Below are 15,892 nucleotides of genomic sequence, written 5' to 3'. Positions count from 1 at the left end.
GGCGCTTGGTTGGGCGTTGGGGTACACTTGGCGGCTATTTTCGGCGGGCAATCGGCCTGCGGCATTTCGAGTGTTGAGCTGTGAGTGACCTGAGTCATATCCGCAATTTTTCCATCATCGCGCACATTGATCACGGCAAGTCGACGCTGGCGGATCGCTTCATCCAGATGTGCGGCGGCCTCACCGAGCGCGAAATGGCGTCTCAGGTCCTCGACTCGATGGATCTGGAGCGCGAGCGCGGCATCACCATCAAGGCCCATAGCGTGACCCTGCACTACAAGGCGCAGGACGGCAGGACCTACCAGCTCAATTTCATCGATACCCCCGGGCACGTCGACTTCACCTATGAGGTGAGCCGCTCGCTGGCCGCCTGCGAGGGCGCGCTGCTGGTGGTGGACGCCGGCCAGGGTGTCGAGGCGCAGTCGGTCGCCAACTGCTATACCGCCATCGAGCAGGGCCTCGAGGTCATGCCGGTGCTGAACAAGATGGACCTGCCGCAGGCCGAGCCCGACCGGGTCAAGGCCGAGATCGAGCACATCATCGGCATCGATGCCACCGACGCGGTGCCCTGCAGCGCCAAGAGCGGCATGGGCGTGGTCGACGTGCTCGAGCGCCTGGTCCAGGTGATCCCGCCGCCGGAAGGCGAGATCGAAGCGCCGCTGCAGGCACTGATCATCGACTCCTGGTTCGACAACTACCTCGGCGTGGTCTCGCTGGTGCGGGTGCGCCAGGGGCGCGTGAAGAAGGGCGACAAGATCCTGGTCAAGTCGACCGGCAAGATCCACCAGGTGGACAGCGTCGGCGTATTCACACCCAAGCACACCACCACCGAAGACCTGAAAGCGGGTGAGGTGGGCTTCATCATCGCGGGTATCAAGGACATTCATGGCGCGCCGGTAGGCGATACCCTGACGCTGTCGGCGACCCCTGACGTCGAGATGCTTCCGGGTTTCCAGCGGATCAAGCCGCAGGTCTATGCCGGCCTGTTCCCGGTCAGCTCCGACGATTTCGAAGATTTCCGCGAGGCGCTGCAGAAACTCACGCTCAACGACGCCGCGCTGCAGTACGAGCCGGAAAGCTCCGATGCGCTGGGCTTCGGTTTCCGGATCGGCTTCCTGGGCATGCTGCACATGGAAATCATCCAGGAACGCCTGGAGCGCGAGTACGATCTGGACCTGATCACCACCGCGCCGACCGTGGTGTTCGAGGTGGCGCTCAAGAACGGCGATCTGGTCTACGTCGACAACCCTTCGAAGCTGCCTGACCTAGCCTCCATCGACGAGATGCGCGAGCCGATCGTGCAGGCCAACATCCTCGTTCCGCAGGACCACCTGGGCGCGGTGATCACGCTGTGCATCGAGAAGCGCGGCGTGCAGCGGGACATGCAGTTCCTCGGTTCCCAGGTCCAGGTGCGCTATGACCTGCCGATGAACGAAGTGGTGCTCGATTTCTTCGATCGCCTCAAGTCGGTGAGCCGCGGCTATGCCTCCCTCGACTACAGCTTCGACCGTTTCCAGCCTGCCAACCTGGTACGCCTGGACGTGCTGATCAATGGCGAGAAGGTCGATGCGCTGGCGGTCATCGTCCACCGCGACAATGCCCATTACAAAGGGCGCGCGCTGACCGAGAAGATGAAGGAACTGATCCCACGCCAGATGTTCGACGTGGCGATCCAGGCCGCCATCGGCGGGCAGGTCGTTGCACGCACGACGGTCAAGGCGCTGCGCAAGAACGTTCTGGCCAAGTGCTACGGCGGCGACGTCAGCCGCAAGCGCAAGCTGCTCGAAAAACAGAAGGCCGGCAAGAAGCGCATGAAGCAGGTCGGCAGTGTGGAGATCCCGCAGGAAGCCTTCCTGGCGGTGCTGAAGGTGGATAGCTGATATGTCGATCAATTTCCCGCTGTTGCTGGTCATTGCCGTGGCGGTCAGCGGTGCGCTGGCGCTCATCGACCTTCTGTTCCTGGCTCCGCGGCGTCGCCGGGCGATCGCCGCCTACGAAGGGCGGGTAGGGGAGACCGACCAGAGCACGCTGGATGCGCTGAACAAGGAACCCCTGCTGATCGAGTACGGCAAGTCGTTCTTCCCGGTGCTGGCGATCGTGCTGGTGCTGCGCTCGTTCCTGGTCGAGCCGTTCCAGATTCCGTCCGGCTCGATGAAGCCGACACTGGAAGTGGGCGATTTCATCCTCGTCAACAAGTTCGCCTATGGCATTCGCCTGCCGGTGATCGACACCAAGATCGTCGACGTCAGCGATCCGGCGCGCGGCGACGTGATGGTGTTCCGCTATCCCAGCGACCCTAACGTCAACTACATCAAGCGCGTGATCGGGTTGCCGGGTGATGTCATCCGCTACAGCAGCGACAAGCGCCTGTTCATCAACGACCAGCCGGTGGCCGAATCCCTGATCGGCGAGGAGCCTGGCAGCCTGGGCAGCGCGGTGCTCTATAACGAGCAACTGGGCGACGTCGAGCACCAGATCCGCAAGGAAATGGGGCGCTACCGGGTCGAGCCGGGTCGCCAGTGGACCGTTCCGGACGGCCATTACTTCATGATGGGCGACAACCGCGACAACTCGAACGACAGCCGTTACTGGCAGGACCCGGGCATTCCGGCGAACCTGGCCGGCATGGTTCCGGACCGCAACATCGTCGGCAAGGCGTTCGCCGTGTGGATGAGCTGGCCCGATCCCAAGTTCAGCAACCTGCCGCATTTCTCGCGCGTGGGGCTGATTCACTGAAAGCTGTGAATTGCCGCCGTCTTCGCTCCGCACAGGCCGCTATATTTGTCGACGCCCCGATCGGTGGGTACTGCAACACGTTGAGGTCGAAATGAGATTCGCGCGTTCTCAGAAAGGGATGTCCATGCTGGGCTGGGTCATGGTGCTGGCGGTGGTTGCGTTCGTCGCAAGCACGGCCTTCAAGATGATGCCCCATTACTTCGACTACATGTCGATGGACAAGATCATCACTTCGGTGGAAACCGACAGGGCGCTGGACATCCGCAGCGTTCGCGACTTTTATAGTCATGTAAACAAAGGGATGCAGGTCAACGGCGTTCGCGACATAAAACTCGAAGACGTGCTCAAGGTGGAAGTCGAGAACAACGAGTTCAAGGCGCACCTGAACTATGAGAAGCGTGAGCCGATGATTCGCAATCTGGACCTCGTTGCGCGCTTCGACAAAGAATATCGTTTAAGGATGCCGTGAGCACTTCGTTAGCCCGCCTGGAGCGCAAGCTCGGTTACCAATTCAAGGACCAGGAGTTGATGCTCCTGGCGCTCACTCATCGCAGTTATGCCGGGCGCAACAACGAGCGCCTGGAATTCCTCGGCGATGCCATTCTCAACTTCGTCGCTGGCGAAGCCCTGTTCAATCACTTCCCCCAGGCGCGCGAAGGGCAGCTTTCGCGCCTGCGCGCGCGGCTGGTCAAGGGCGAAACCCTTGCGGTCCTGGCACGGGGCTTCGAACTCGGCGATTACCTGCGTCTGGGCTCCGGCGAGCTGAAGAGCGGCGGTTTTCGCCGCGAGTCGATTCTGGCCGATGCGCTCGAGGCGCTGATCGGCGCCATCTACCTGGACGCCGGCATCGATGCCGCCCGCGAGCGGGTGCTGGCCTGGCTGGAAAATGAGCTGCAGAGCCTGACGCTGGTCGATACCAACAAGGATCCCAAGACGCGCCTGCAGGAGTTCCTCCAGTCGCGCGCCTGCGAGCTGCCGCGTTACGAAGTGGTGGACATCCAGGGTGAGCCACATTGCCGGACGTTCTTCGTCCAGTGCCAGGTGGCATTGCTCAACGAAACGACACAAGGGCGGGGCGCCAGCCGGCGGATCGCCGAACAGGTTGCCGCGGCAGCCGCATTGATCGCCCTTGGCGTGGAGAACGGAAATGAGTGAAGAGGGCGCGGTGAGCCGCTGTGGCTATGTGGCGATCGTCGGAAGGCCGAACGTGGGCAAGTCGACGCTGCTCAACCATATCCTCGGGCAGAAGCTTGCGATCACCTCGCGCAAGCCGCAGACCACCCGCCACAACATGCTCGGCATCAAGACCGAGGGCGAGGTCCAGGCGGTCTATGTCGACACGCCCGGTCTTCACAAGAATGGCGAGACCGCGCTCAACCGCTACATGAACCGCACCGCGTCCTCCGCGTTGAAGGACGTCGACGTGGTGATCTTCGTGGTGGACCGCACCCGCTGGACCGACGAGGACCAGCTGGTGCTCGAGCGCGTGCAGTACGTGCAGGGCCCTGTGATCCTGGCGGTCAACAAGACCGACCGCGTCGAAGACAAGGGCGAGCTGATGCCCCACCTCGAGTGGCTGGCGCAGCAGCTGCCGAACGCCGAGATCGTGCCGATCTCCGCCCAGCACGGTCACAATCTCGACACCCTCGAGCGCCTGGTGGCCGAGCGCCTGCCCGAAGGCGAGCATTTCTTCCCGGAAGACCAGATCACCGACCGCAGCAGCCGATTCCTCGCCGCCGAACTGGTGCGCGAGAAGATCATGCGCCAGCTCGGCGCGGAAGTGCCCTACCAGATCACCGTCGAGATCGAGGATTTCAAGCAGGAGGGCCGGGTGCTGCACATCCACGCCCTGATCCTGGTCGAGCGCGACGGTCAGAAGAAGATCATCATCGGCGACAAGGGCGAGCGCATCAAACGCATCGGCCAGGAAGCGCGCAAGGACATGGAGGTGCTGTTCGACTCCAAGGTCATGCTCAACCTCTGGGTCAAGGTGAAGGGCGGCTGGTCCGACGACGAGCGCGCACTCCACTCGCTGGGTTACCGCGACAGTTGATTGCCGGGCCGCACCTTGCGGCACCGGTCCTTCCGCGTCATTGCCGATGAGCTGCCATGACCGCTCAAGCCGCTTTCGTCCTGCATAGCCGTCCCTACAAGGAAAGCAGCGCCCTGGTCGACCTGTTCACGCCCCAGGGGCGGCTGCGCGCGGTGCTGCGCAGCGCCCGGGGCCGGGCCGGCAGCCTGGCGCGGCCGTTCGTGCCGCTGGAAGTGGAGCTGCGCGGCCGCAGCGAGCTCAAGACCCTGGCGCGGCTGGAGGGCGCAGGGCTTGCCCACTGGCTCGACGGCGATGCGCTGTTCAGCGGTCTCTACCTCAACGAGTTGCTGATTCGGCTGTTGCCCGCCGAAGACGCCCACCCCGACCTGTTCGAGCACTACGCGGCGACACTGCCGGCGCTGGCGGCCAAGCGTCCGCTGGAGCCGTTGCTGCGAGCCTTCGAGTGGCGATTGTTGTCCGAACTCGGGTACGGTTTTGCGCTGGACCAGGATATCCAGGGTCAGCCTGTGGCTGCGGACGGGCTCTATCGGCTGGTGCCCGACGCGGGTCTGGAGCCGGTCGGGCAGTTTCAGCCCGGGCTGTTCCAGGGCGCAGAACTGTTGGCGATGGCCGAAGCCGACTGGCAATCGCCGGGCGCGCTGGCGGCGGCCAAGCGCCTGATGCGACAGGCCCTCGCCCCTCATCTGGGCGGCCGACCCCTGGTCAGCCGCGAGCTGTTCATGAACCTCAAGGAGCCTACCCGTGGCTGAATCCAGTCGTATTCTGCTTGGCGTCAACATCGATCACGTCGCGACCCTGCGCCAGGCCCGCGGCACCCGCTATCCGGACCCGCTCAAGGCGGCGCTGGATGCCGAGGAGGCCGGGGCGGACGGTATCACCCTGCACCTGCGCGAAGACCGTCGTCACATCCAGGAGCGCGACGTGCGGATGATGAAGGACGCGCTGCAGACGCGGATGAACTTCGAGATGGGCGTCACCGACGCGATGCTCGACTTCGCCGAGAGCATCCGCCCCGAGCACATCTGCCTGGTCCCGGAAACCCGCCAGGAACTGACCACCGAAGGCGGGCTGGATGTCGCCGGCCAGGAAGCGCGTATCCGGGCGGCAGTCGAGCGGCTGAGTCGGCTCGGCAGCGAAGTCTCGCTGTTCATCGACGCCGAACCCCAGCAGATCGAGGCGGCGCGGCGGATCGGCGCGCCGGCCATCGAGCTGCACACCGGCCGCTATGCCGATGCCGAAACGCCGGCCGAGCAGGCCGAGGAACTCGAGCGCATCCGTCGGGGCGTGGCGCTTGGGCGCGAGCTCGGACTGGTGGTCAATGCCGGCCACGGCCTGCATTACCACAACACCCAGGCGGTGGCCGAGATCGAGGGTATCCACGAGCTGAACATCGGCCATGCCATCGTCGCCCATGCCCTGTTCGTCGGCTTCAAGCAGGCGGTCAAGGAAATGAAGCACCTGATCGCCAGCTCTGCGCATCGCTGAGTCGTCCACCTATCATGGGACGCTAGTCAACGTGTGATTCAGGGCTTGCGGGCGACGATCACCGCGCGCATCGGCGCCGGCAGCCCTTCGATGGTCTTGCCCGGGTCCTGTGGGTCGAGGAAGTCGGGCAGCGACTGGTAGCGCATCCATTCGGTGCTGCGCTGCTCCTCGGTGCTGGTGCGGCTGACGTCGACGCAGCGAACGTCGACGAAGCCGGCGCGCCGCAGCCACAGCTGCAACGCCGGCACGGAGGGCAGGAACCAGACGTTGCGCATCTGCGCGTAGCGGTCTTCCGACACCAGCGCGGTGTGCTCGTCGCCCTCGACCACCAGGGTTTCCAACACCAGTTCGCCGCCCTTGAGCAGGCAGTCGCGCAGGTCGAGCAAATGGTCGATGGGCGAGCGGCGGTGATAGAGCACGCCCATGGAAAACACCGTGTCGAAGCCTTCGAGCCGGGCCGGCAGCTCCTCGATGCCCAGCGGCAGGTGCCAGGCGGGGTGCTCAGGCAGGTAGCGCTTGATCGCCTGGAACTGGCAGAAGAACAGCCAGTTGGGGTCGATGCCGACCACGCTGTGGGCGCCGGCGCCGAGCATGCGCCACATGTAGTAGCCGTTGCCGCAGCCGACGTCGAGGATGCGCTTGCCGACCAGATCCAGATGCGGGGCGACGCGGGACCATTTCCAGTCCGAACGCCATTCGGTGTCCACCGGCACGCCGAAGATCTCGAACGGGCCCTTGCGCCAGGGGATCAGCCCGCGCAGTGCTTCGAGCGTCTGTCCATGGACCTGTTCCTGGCCGGCGGCGCAGAGGCGTACGCCCTGATCCAGGCGGACGTCGCTCGGCGTCAGGTCGGGCAGGGCATCGACGGCGCGTTGCCAGCGTGGCAGGTCGCCGTGGCCGATCTCGAGCTTGGCGTCGAGCTGCTGCTGCAGACCGTTGGCCCAGGCGGCCAGGGGAGTGCCGGCCAGACGCCAGGCCAGGGGGGAGAGGTCGAGATTCATGGCAGGGCAATCAGCGAGGCGAAATTCAGGCACTGGAACCAGGGCACCACCTTGGAGAAGCCGGCCTCGAGCAGGCGCTGACGATGGGTCTCCAGGCTGTCGGGCTTCATCACGTTCTCGATGGCGCTGCGCTTCTGGGCGATTTCCAGCTCGCTGTAGCCATTGGCACGCTTGAAGGCGATGTGCAGGTCGGTGAGCAGGGCGTGCTCCTGTTCATCCTCGAAGCGCAGCTTCTCCGAGAGGATCAGCGCGCCGCCTGGCAGCAGCGCCTGGCGAATGCGCGCCAGCAGCGCCGGGCGCTGCTCGGGCGGGATGAACTGCAGGGTGAAGTTGAGGGCGACCAGCGAGGCGGGCTCGAACGCAAGGGTCAGGATATCCGCCTCGATCACGCTGACCGGCAGCAGCTCCTGGAACATTGAGTCCTGCGCGTGCAGGTATTCGTTGCAGCGGGTGGTCATCGCCGCCGAGTTGTCCACCGCGATGACCCTGCAGTTGTCAGCCTTCACATGGCGTCGCAGCGCCTGGGTGACCGCACCCAGCGAGCAGCCGAGGTCGTACAGGCAGCTGTCGGGCTGGGCGAATTGCGCGGCGAGCACGCCGATGTTCTCGACGATGGTCGGGTAGCCGGGCACCGAGCGCTTGATCATGTCCGGGAATACGCGCACCACGTCCTCGTTGAACACGAAGTCCGGTACGTGGGGCAGGGGCTTGGCGAACAGGTGGTCGGGATCGTGGCTCACGGCGTTTGGCGATGCGGCGAAAAGGGCCGGCATTGTAGCGGAAACGCAGGGCGCGGCGCGTACTGCGCGTCAGCGCACCTCGATCCGGCAATCGAACAGTCCGGCCGGTTCGGCGGCGGCGTCCCAGGGTTGCTGGTAGGCCAGGTACAGCCGTCCGCTGCCGCCGCCCTGGACCTGGAAGCGCCAGGTCGAAAGCCCTTCTCCGCCGATCACGTCCTTGTCCGGTGAGCTGAACACCTCGGGGCCGAGGCTCTTGAGCTGCCCGGGCGCGGCATCCTGCAGGTTCCAGCGGTAACCGCTGGTGGGGTTGCTGGGCAGGCTGACGATCAGCGTCTGACCGGCGTGCAGATTCAGCGGGCAGCTGCGGTCGTCCTTGAGCGAAACACTGCTGGGCGGCGTGCTCGAGCAGGCGGCGAGCAAGGTCAGCGAGGCGGGCAGGATGAGGCGGGGTACCGAAGGCATGGGCGTGACCGATCCGTGAAACGAACCGCAAGGATAGCCCGCCCGGGCACAAAGGCCCAGGCGCGGGCTGCGGCGCGCCGGGCAGGCGCGGTTAGAACAGCACCTTGGCGACGTCGGCGAAACGCCGGGCGAAATGCACCTTGAGGCCTTCCTTGAGGTAGTCGGGCAGCTCTTCGAAGTCGCCCCGGTTGGGCTCGGGCAGGATCAGTTCGAAGATTTTCTGCCGACGCGCCGCAATGACCTTCTCGCGTACGCCACCGATCGGCAGGACCTGTCCGGTCAGCGTCAGCTCGCCGGTCATGGCCACGCCTTTCTTCGGCGCCTGGCCGCGCGCCAGGGAGAGCAGGGCGCTGGCCATGGTGATGCCTGCGCTCGGGCCATCCTTGGGCGTCGCGCCTTCGGGCACGTGCAGGTGCACGAAGGCCTCGTCGAAGAACTGCGGATCGCCCTTGAATTCCTTCAGGTGCGAGCTGACGTAGCTGTAGGCGATCTCTGCCGACTCCTTCATCACGTCGCCGAGCTTGCCGGTCAGCTTGAAGCCGCGGTTGAGGGTATGGATGCGGGTCGCCTCGATCGGCAGCGTCGCGCCGCCCATGCTGGTCCAGGCCAGCCCGGTGATGACGCCGACGCCCGAGAGCACCTGTTCGCTGCGGAACACCGGTTTGCCGAGGTAGTCGTCCAGGTCGTTCGGGCCGATCCTGATGCTGCGCTCCGGGTCCTCCAGCAGCTGCACCACGCTTTTGCGTACCAGCTTGCCCAGCTGTTTCTCGAGCTGACGCACGCCCGCTTCCCGTGCATAGCCGTCTATCACCGCCTTCAGGGCGCTGTCGCTGAGCGAGAGCCGCTGCTTCGGCACGCCGGTCTTCTCCAGCAGCTTCGGCCACAGGTGGCGCTTGGCGATGGCGAGTTTTTCCTCGGCGATGTAGCCGGACAGGCGGATCACCTCCATGCGGTCGAGCAGCGGGCCGGGGATCGAGTCCAGCGTGTTGGCGGTGCAGACGAACAGCACCTTGGACAGGTCCAGGCGCAGGTCCAGGTAGTGGTCGAGAAACTCGACGTTCTGTTCCGGATCGAGGGTCTCGAGCAGGGCCGATGCCGGGTCGCCCTGGTAGCTGGCGCCGAGCTTGTCGATCTCGTCGAGCATGATCACCGGGTTCATCACCTCGACATCCTTGAGTGCCTGCACCAGCTTGCCGGGCATCGCGCCGATATAGGTGCGCCGGTGGCCCTTGATCTCGGCCTCGTCGCGCATGCCGCCCACGCTGAAGCGGTAGAACGGGCGGCCGAGCGATTCGGCGATGGACTTGCCGATGCTGGTCTTGCCGACGCCGGGCGGGCCGACCAGCAGGACGATGGAGCCTGCGATCTCGCCCTTGAAGGCGCCCACCGCGAGAAACTCCAGGATGCGGCTCTTGATGTCGTCGAGCCCGGCGTGATGCTGGTCCAGTACCTTGCGGGCGCGCTTGAGGTCGAGCTTGTCCTCGCCATAGACGCCCCAGGGCAGGGCGGTGGCCCAGTCGAGGTAGTTGCGGGTGACGGCGTATTCGGGCGAACCGGTTTCCAGGATCGACAGCTTGCCGAGCTCCTCGTCGATGCGCTTGCGTACCGGAGCGGGCAGGGTCTTGCCGGCCAGCCGGGCGCGGAACTCGTCGGCGTCGGCGCTCTTGTCGTCCTTGGTGATGCCCAGCTCGCGCTGGATGATCTTGAGCTGTTCCTTGAGGAAGAACTCGCGCTGGCGCTCGCCGATCTTGCGGTTCACCTCCCCGGTGAGTTCCTTCTGCAGCTTGGCGACCTCGACTTCCTTGCGCAGCAGCGGCAGGACCTTTTCCATGCGCTTGAGCATCGGCACGCAGTCGAGCACTTCCTGCAGTTCCAGGCCCGGCGCGGTGGTCAGCGCCGCGGCGAAATCGGCCAGCGGCGACGGGTCGTTGGGGCTGAAGCGGTTGAGGTAGTTCTTCAGTTCTTCGCTGTAGAGCGGGTTGAGCGGCAGCAGCTCCTTGATGGCGTTGATCAGCGCCATGCCGTAGGCCTTGACCTCGTCGCGCGGGTCATCCTCGCTCTGCGGGTAGTCGACCTCGGCGAGGTAGGGCGGCTTGCGACGCAGCCAGCCGCGTACGCGTACCCGTGTCAGGCCCTGGGCGACGAATTGCAGCTTGCCGCCTTCGCGCGTGGCGTGATGGACCCGGACCAGGGTGCCGTGCTGGGGCAGACTGTCGGGGTCGAAGCTGGCGGCATCTTCCGTCTGGCCGTCCATGAAGAACAGCGCCAGGCGCTGGTGAGGCGTCTTGGCGACCAGCTCCAGTGTCTCGGCCCAGGGGTCTTCGTTGACGATGATCGGCAACACCTGCGCCGGGAAGAACGGGCGGTTGTGAATCGGAATGATGTAGACGCGCTCGGGCAGCGTCTGGCCAGGCAGCGCCAGGCTGCCGCCCGACAGGGTGATCTCTTCGACGATTTCCGGCGTGTTGTCCTGATCGCTCATGGGGCACCTGTTGGCATTGGATGCTTCATAGATGGGAGCGCTGCCGGTGATTTCAATCCCGCGCGTCCCCTGGCTGTGCAAGCGGCCCGGGGCTCGGGTAAAGTCGGCCGAATCCCGAGGTACCGCCATGCTCCAAGCCCGCCTGCTCTGCCTGGACTCCCAGGCCCACGAACACGCCCACGACTATCACCAGCTGGTGCTGTCGCTGGCTGGGCGTGCGGAATTCGAGGTCAACGGTGCGGGAGGCGAGGTCTGTCGCATGCGGGCCTGCCTGGTGCCGGGCGATGCCGAGCACGAGTTCGCCGGGGTCGGCGACAACCGCATGCTGATTCTCGACCTCGACGAGCAGAACCTTCCCGAGGACGATCGCGACCTGCTCGCGCAGCTGTTCGATACGCCGCGCTATCCGGCGCTCGATGCCGATTTCCAGAACCTGCTGAGCTACGCCGGCGCCGAACTCGCGCGCTACGGCAGCGACCCGCTGCTGGGGCGGGCCCTGGGGGGCGTGCTGCTGCGGGCGTTGCACCTGCGTCTGTTCGGCGAGCGGCAGCGGGTTCCGGCCGGGCCGCTGGACATCGAGCGACTCGATGCGCACATCCACGAAAACCTCGCCAGGCGCATCAGCGTGGCGGAGCTGGCGCAGGTCGCCTGCCTGAGCCCGAGCCACTTCCACATGCAGTTCAAGGATTGCGTCGGGCTGACGCCTCACCAGTACCTGCTCAAGACGCGCCTGGATCGCGCCGCGCGGATGCTGCGCGAAAGCCCGCTGCCGCTGGTGCGGATCGCCGAGGAGTGCGGGTTTTCCAGCCAGAGCGCCCTGACCACCGCGATGCGTCGCTACCTGGGGCTGACGCCGAAGCGGATGCGCCACGAGCCGGCCTGACCGCTTCGCCCGTCCGGGCAACTCCTACGCTCGCGCCGCCTTGCACCTTCTTGGTGCGCGGCGCCCGGCTCCGCCGGATAACCGCAGTGGGCGGAGTTTTTCGCAAAAACTCCATAGCTTTGCGCAAGAACCGGCTCGATGGCTGCCTCTACATTCCGCCATCCCCTTGCGAAAGCAGCTCGCCCACATGGTGAGTGGTGCGGTCGTGAGCTAGAACCATACCTATCTTCACCTCTCAGAGGAGCGGCGAGATGTTCAAAGCCGGTCACGTCTTGCAGGGCGACTTCGCCAACCTGAAAGCCGCCGAGTTCTTTCCCCAGGTCAGCGCTACCTATTGCGTCGACGAAGCCCAGTATCTCGAGCAATTGTTGCAACTCGCCGATCCTGGCGAGGCGGGCATCGAAGCGATCCGGCGCGAGGCCCGCAGCCTGATCGAGGCCGTGCGCGGCCGTGACAATGCGGTCGACACCCTCGATGCCCTGTTGCGCCAGTACAGCCTCGACACCCAGGAAGGCCTGATGCTGATGTGCCTGGCCGAAGCGCTGCTGCGCGTGCCGGACTCGGCCACCGCCGATGCGCTGATCCGCGACAAGCTCAACGCCGCCGAGTGGGAGCGCCACCTGGGCCAGAGCGACAACGTGCTGGTGAATTTCGCCGCCTGGGGCCTGGTGATGACCGGCAAGGTGGTCGATCCGGACAGCGCCGACGGCCGCCCGAAGAACGTGCTCGGCCGGCTGATCAGGCGCTCTGGCGAGCCGGTGATCCGTGCCGCGATGAACCAGGCGATGAAGCTGATGGGCAAGCAGTTCGTCCTCGGGCGCAGCATTTCCGAGGCGCTGAAGAACGGCCGTCCCGAGCGCGAGAAGGGCTACACCTATTCCTTCGACATGCTCGGCGAAGCGGCCCTGACGGTCGAAGACGCCGAGAAATACATGGCCGACTACCGCCGTGCGGTCGAGACCGTCGGCGCCGAGCCCCAGGTCGGACCGGGGCCGCGACCGTCGGTGTCGATCAAACTGTCGGCGCTGCACCCGCGCTACGAGGTTGCCCAGCGCGAACGCGTGCTCGGCGAGCTGTTCGAAAGCGTGCGTGAGCTGGCGGTCCTGGCGCGCCGGCTCGACGTCGGCATCACCATCGATGCCGAAGAGGCGGACCGCCTGGAGTTGTCGCTGGAGCTGTTCGAGAAGCTCATGCGCGACCCGGCGATCGCCGGTTGGGGCGAGTTCGGTCTGGTGGTGCAGGCCTATTCCAAGCGCTGCCTGCCGGTGCTGGTCTGGCTGACCCTGCTGGGCAAGGAGCTCGGTGCGCGCATCCCGCTGCGCCTGGTCAAGGGCGCGTACTGGGACAGCGAGATCAAGCAGTGCCAGGTCCAGGGGCTCTCCGGCTACCCCGTCTATACCCGTAAAGAGGGCACGGATACGGCGTACCTCGCCTGCGCGCGCTATCTGCTGTCCGAGCAGACGCGCGGCGTGATCTACCCGCAGTTCGCCAGCCACAACGCCCACACCGTCAGTTGCATCCTGGCGATGGCGCAAGAGGCACAGGCCACGTCCGGGCACGCGCGCGAGTTCGAATTCCAGCGCCTGCACGGCATGGGCGATGCCCTGTACGACACGGTGATCGAGAAATACCGCAAGAACGTGCGCATCTACGCCCCGGTCGGGGCGCACAAGGATCTGCTGCCGTACCTGGTGCGTCGCCTGCTGGAGAACGGCGCGAACTCCTCGTTCGTCCACCAGCTGGTCGATCCGCGCGTACCGGTGGAGTCGCTCATCGACCATCCGGTGACCCAGCTGCGCCAGTTCAAGACCTTCGGCAACCCACGCATCCCGCTTCCGCCAGCGCTGTACGGCGATCGGAAAAACTCGCAAGGCCTCAACATGAATATCCAGACTCAATGGAATGAACTGACCCACGCCTACCAACCCTTCCTTTCGCGCCAGTGGCAGGCCGCGCCGGTCATCGGCGGCAAGGCGCTGGGCGGTACCCCGAGCGAAGTCCGTTGCCCCTATGACCTCGCCGATGTGGTCGGCACCGCGCAGTTCGCCACCGCCGAGCACGCCCGTCAGGCGCTCGATGGCTTGTCCGCCGCCTGGCCGCGCTGGAACGCGACGCCGGTCGAGGAGCGTGCCGCGATTCTCGAACGGCTCGGCGATCTGCTCGAAGCCAACCGCGCCGAGCTCATGGCGCTGTGCACCCGCGAAGCCGGCAAGACCCTGCAGGACGGTATCGACGAGGTTCGCGAAGCGGTGGATTTCTGCCGCTACTACGCCCTGCAGGCGCGCCAGAAGCTGGGCCGCGAGGAGCTCAAGGGACCGACCGGCGAGCGCAACGAGCTGTTCCACGAAGGCCGGGGCGTGTTCGTCTGCGTCAGCCCCTGGAACTTCCCGCTGGCGATCTACCTCGGTCAGATCACCGCGGCCCTGGTGGCCGGCAACACCGTGCTGGCCAAGCCGGCGGAGCAGACCAGCCTGATCGCCGCCCGCGCGCTGGAGCTGATGTTCGAGGCCGGCCTGCCGACGGATGCCATCGCCTTCCTGCCCGGCGACGGCGCGACCCTGGGCAGCGTGTTCTGCCGCGACCCGCGCGTGGTCGGCGTGTGCTTCACCGGTTCCACCGACACCGCGCGCGTCATCAATCGCCAGCTGGCCGAGAAGGAGGGGGCGATCGCCACCCTGATCGCCGAGACCGGCGGCCAGAACGCGATGATCGTCGACTCCACCGCGCTGCCCGAACAGGTGGTCAAGGATGCCATCGGCTCGGCCTTCACCAGCGCCGGCCAGCGCTGCTCGGCCCTGCGCGTGCTCTACGTGCAGCGCGACATCGCCGACCGCGTGATCGAGTTGCTCAAGGGCGCGATGGCCGAACTCAAGGTCGGCCCGACCCACCTGCGCGAGAACGACCTGGGGCCGGTGATCGACGCCGAAGCCCGAGAAAGCCTGCTGGCGCACATCGACAGGCTCAAGGGCGAGGGCCGGCTGATCGCCGAGGCCCGCCTGCCGGAGGGGCTGAACGGCCATTTCGTCGCCCCGGTGGCGTTCGAGATCGGCGGCATTCACGAGCTGGCCAGGGAGCATTTCGGGCCGGTCCTGCACGTGGTGCGCTACGACGCCGCCGACCTGGAAAAGGTCGTCGCCGCGATCAACGGCACCGGTTACGGGCTGACCCTCGGGGTGCACAGCCGCAACGAGGAAACCGCCGCGCGCATCGAGTCGCTGGCCCGGATCGGCAATCTCTACATCAACCGCAACCAGGTCGGTGCGGTGGTCGGCGTGCAGCCGTTCGGGGGTAACGGGTTGTCCGGAACCGGCCCGAAGGCGGGCGGCCCGAGCTACCTGCTGCGCTTCACCAACGAACGCACCACCTCGACCAACACCACGGCGGTGGGCGGCAACGCCTCGCTGCTGTCGCTGGTCGACGATTGAGGTCTGGCGGGGCGTGGGCGGTTTCGGCCGTCCGCCCCGCGAACGCTTGATTACCGTCACGCGTGCAACCAGCCGGCAGCCGCCTTGCCTGCCGGCGACGTAGAACAACACGAACAGTTGGCGTATCGCTCTTGCGCCACTGACGAGCCGGCTCTGGCTCGTCGCCCGGTGATGGCGTCATGGCCATCGCCCTCTGCCAGGTGGGTTCGGGGCTTCCCCTCGCATCCATCGACAACAACTAACGAGGGAACACAATGAGCATCAGTACACCCACACTCATCACCTTTCTGGTCTACATAGGCGCGATGATCCTGATCGGCTTCATCGCGTACCGGGCGACCAAGAATTTCGACGACTACATCCTGGGCGGCCGCAGCCTGGGCAGTTTCGTCACCGCGCTGTCGGCCGGCGCGTCCGACATGAGCGGCTGGCTGCTGATGGGCCTGCCCGGCGCCATCTTCGTCGCCGGCCTGTCGGAGAGCTGGATCGCCATCGGCCTGATCGCCGGTGCCTGGCTGAACTGGCTGTTCGTCGCCGGGCGCCTGCGGGTGCACACCGAACGCAACCAGAACGCGCTGACCCTGCCGGACTACTTCACCCACCGTTTCGAAGACACCAGCCGCCT

The 15,892-nt window shown here is 65.7% G+C and carries 14 protein-coding genes; 10 read left to right on the top strand and 4 right to left on the bottom strand.

The genetic code is table 11. From position 1 onward, the window contains the following. The first annotated feature begins 80 nt into the window (after positions 1–80). The 7 genes from lepA (at position 81) to pdxJ (ending at position 6,274) form a co-directional block, all read left to right on the top strand. On the top strand, positions 81–1,880 hold the full coding sequence (lepA, locus tag DN824_RS09570; RefSeq protein ID WP_138408172.1) for a translation elongation factor 4: 1,800 nt from the start codon (positions 81–83) through the stop codon (positions 1,878–1,880). A 1-nt stretch (position 1,881) separates the two neighbouring features. After that, positions 1,882–2,736, top strand: a complete 855-nt coding sequence (gene lepB / locus DN824_RS09565; protein ID WP_138408171.1) for a signal peptidase I — start codon at positions 1,882–1,884, stop codon at positions 2,734–2,736. Between the two features lie 91 nt (positions 2,737–2,827). After that, entirely contained in the window at positions 2,828–3,205 is a 378-nt protein-coding gene (locus DN824_RS09560; protein WP_138408169.1) for a DUF4845 domain-containing protein, read from the top strand. Further along, positions 3,202–3,891, top strand: coding sequence for a ribonuclease III (rnc, locus tag DN824_RS09555; protein ID WP_138408167.1), 690 nt, complete (start codon positions 3,202–3,204; stop codon positions 3,889–3,891). Before DN824_RS09560 ends, rnc begins: the two co-directional genes overlap by 4 nt. After that, a complete protein-coding gene (gene era / locus DN824_RS09550; protein WP_138408165.1) occupies positions 3,884–4,789 on the top strand; it encodes a GTPase Era in 906 nt (301 codons plus the stop codon). Before rnc ends, era begins: the two co-directional genes overlap by 8 nt. Before the next feature lie 56 nt (positions 4,790–4,845). Then, positions 4,846–5,538: a DNA repair protein RecO gene (gene recO / locus DN824_RS09545; protein ID WP_138408163.1), complete on the top strand. Its 693-nt coding sequence runs from the start codon at positions 4,846–4,848 to the stop codon at positions 5,536–5,538. Further along, positions 5,531–6,274 (top strand): pyridoxine 5'-phosphate synthase, encoded by a 744-nt coding sequence (gene pdxJ, locus DN824_RS09540; protein WP_138408161.1) that lies wholly within the window; start codon positions 5,531–5,533, stop codon positions 6,272–6,274. Before recO ends, pdxJ begins: the two co-directional genes overlap by 8 nt. A 38-nt stretch (positions 6,275–6,312) precedes the next feature. Here pdxJ and cmoB read toward each other — a convergent pair whose 3' ends face one another. The 4 genes from cmoB to lon form a co-directional block, all read right to left on the bottom strand. Further along, positions 6,313–7,275 carry a tRNA 5-methoxyuridine(34)/uridine 5-oxyacetic acid(34) synthase CmoB gene (gene cmoB / locus DN824_RS09535; RefSeq protein ID WP_138408159.1) on the bottom strand — a complete coding sequence of 321 codons (963 nt, stop codon included), beginning with the start codon at positions 7,273–7,275 and terminating at the stop codon, positions 6,313–6,315. Continuing rightward, the gene (cmoA, locus tag DN824_RS09530) at positions 7,272–8,015 is read right to left on the bottom strand and encodes a carboxy-S-adenosyl-L-methionine synthase CmoA (RefSeq protein WP_138408157.1); all 744 of its coding nucleotides are present in this window, start codon (positions 8,013–8,015) and stop codon (positions 7,272–7,274) included. The genes cmoB and cmoA overlap by 4 nt, the downstream gene beginning before the upstream one ends. Positions 8,016–8,084: 69 nt before the next feature. Continuing rightward, positions 8,085–8,477: a protease inhibitor I42 family protein gene (locus DN824_RS09525; protein WP_138408156.1), complete on the bottom strand. Its 393-nt coding sequence runs from the start codon at positions 8,475–8,477 to the stop codon at positions 8,085–8,087. Positions 8,478–8,568: 91 nt separating this feature from the next. Next, positions 8,569–10,959: an endopeptidase La gene (gene lon, locus DN824_RS09520; RefSeq protein ID WP_138408155.1), complete on the bottom strand. Its 2,391-nt coding sequence runs from the start codon at positions 10,957–10,959 to the stop codon at positions 8,569–8,571. Positions 10,960–11,086: 127 nt separating this feature from the next. On the opposite strand from lon, the gene DN824_RS09515 reads away from it, so the two are divergent. The 3 genes from DN824_RS09515 to DN824_RS09505 all read left to right on the top strand — a co-directional run. Then, positions 11,087–11,842, top strand: coding sequence for an AraC family transcriptional regulator (locus DN824_RS09515; protein WP_138408153.1), 756 nt, complete (start codon positions 11,087–11,089; stop codon positions 11,840–11,842). Positions 11,843–12,093: 251 nt separating this feature from the next. After that, positions 12,094–15,267, top strand: a complete 3,174-nt coding sequence (gene putA, locus DN824_RS09510; RefSeq protein ID WP_138408151.1) for a bifunctional proline dehydrogenase/L-glutamate gamma-semialdehyde dehydrogenase PutA — start codon at positions 12,094–12,096, stop codon at positions 15,265–15,267. 254 nt (positions 15,268–15,521) lie between these two features. Further along, on the top strand, positions 15,522–15,892 hold a 371-nt coding region (locus tag DN824_RS09505), incomplete at its 3' end, for a sodium:solute symporter family transporter (RefSeq protein WP_414718411.1).

The sequence above is a fragment of the Stutzerimonas nosocomialis genome, assembly GCF_005876855.1.
In the GTDB taxonomy this organism is placed as follows: domain Bacteria; phylum Pseudomonadota; class Gammaproteobacteria; order Pseudomonadales; family Pseudomonadaceae; genus Stutzerimonas; species Stutzerimonas nosocomialis.
The sequence above is the reverse complement of the archived record's forward strand: the minus strand, read 5'-3'. Positions and strand labels throughout refer to the sequence as shown.

Bases quoted from the DNA above. Each gene is read 5' to 3' on its own strand.
- putA (WP_138408151.1), top strand. From the start codon at position 12,094: ATGTTCAAAGCCGGTCACGTCTTGCAGGGCGACTTCGCCAACCTGAAA.
- DN824_RS09515 (WP_138408153.1), top strand. From the start codon at position 11,087: ATGCTCCAAGCCCGCCTGCTCTGCCTGGACTCCCAGGCCCACGAACAC.
- DN824_RS09560 (WP_138408169.1), top strand. From the start codon at position 2,828: ATGAGATTCGCGCGTTCTCAGAAAGGGATGTCCATGCTGGGCTGGGTC.
- era (WP_138408165.1), top strand. From the start codon at position 3,884: ATGAGTGAAGAGGGCGCGGTGAGCCGCTGTGGCTATGTGGCGATCGTC.
- recO (WP_138408163.1), top strand. From the start codon at position 4,846: ATGACCGCTCAAGCCGCTTTCGTCCTGCATAGCCGTCCCTACAAGGAA.
- DN824_RS09525 (WP_138408156.1), bottom strand. From the start codon at position 8,477: ATGCCTTCGGTACCCCGCCTCATCCTGCCCGCCTCGCTGACCTTGCTC.
- lon (WP_138408155.1), bottom strand. From the start codon at position 10,959: ATGAGCGATCAGGACAACACGCCGGAAATCGTCGAAGAGATCACCCTG.
- lepB (WP_138408171.1), top strand. From the start codon at position 1,882: ATGTCGATCAATTTCCCGCTGTTGCTGGTCATTGCCGTGGCGGTCAGC.
- cmoB (WP_138408159.1), bottom strand. From the start codon at position 7,275: ATGAATCTCGACCTCTCCCCCCTGGCCTGGCGTCTGGCCGGCACTCCC.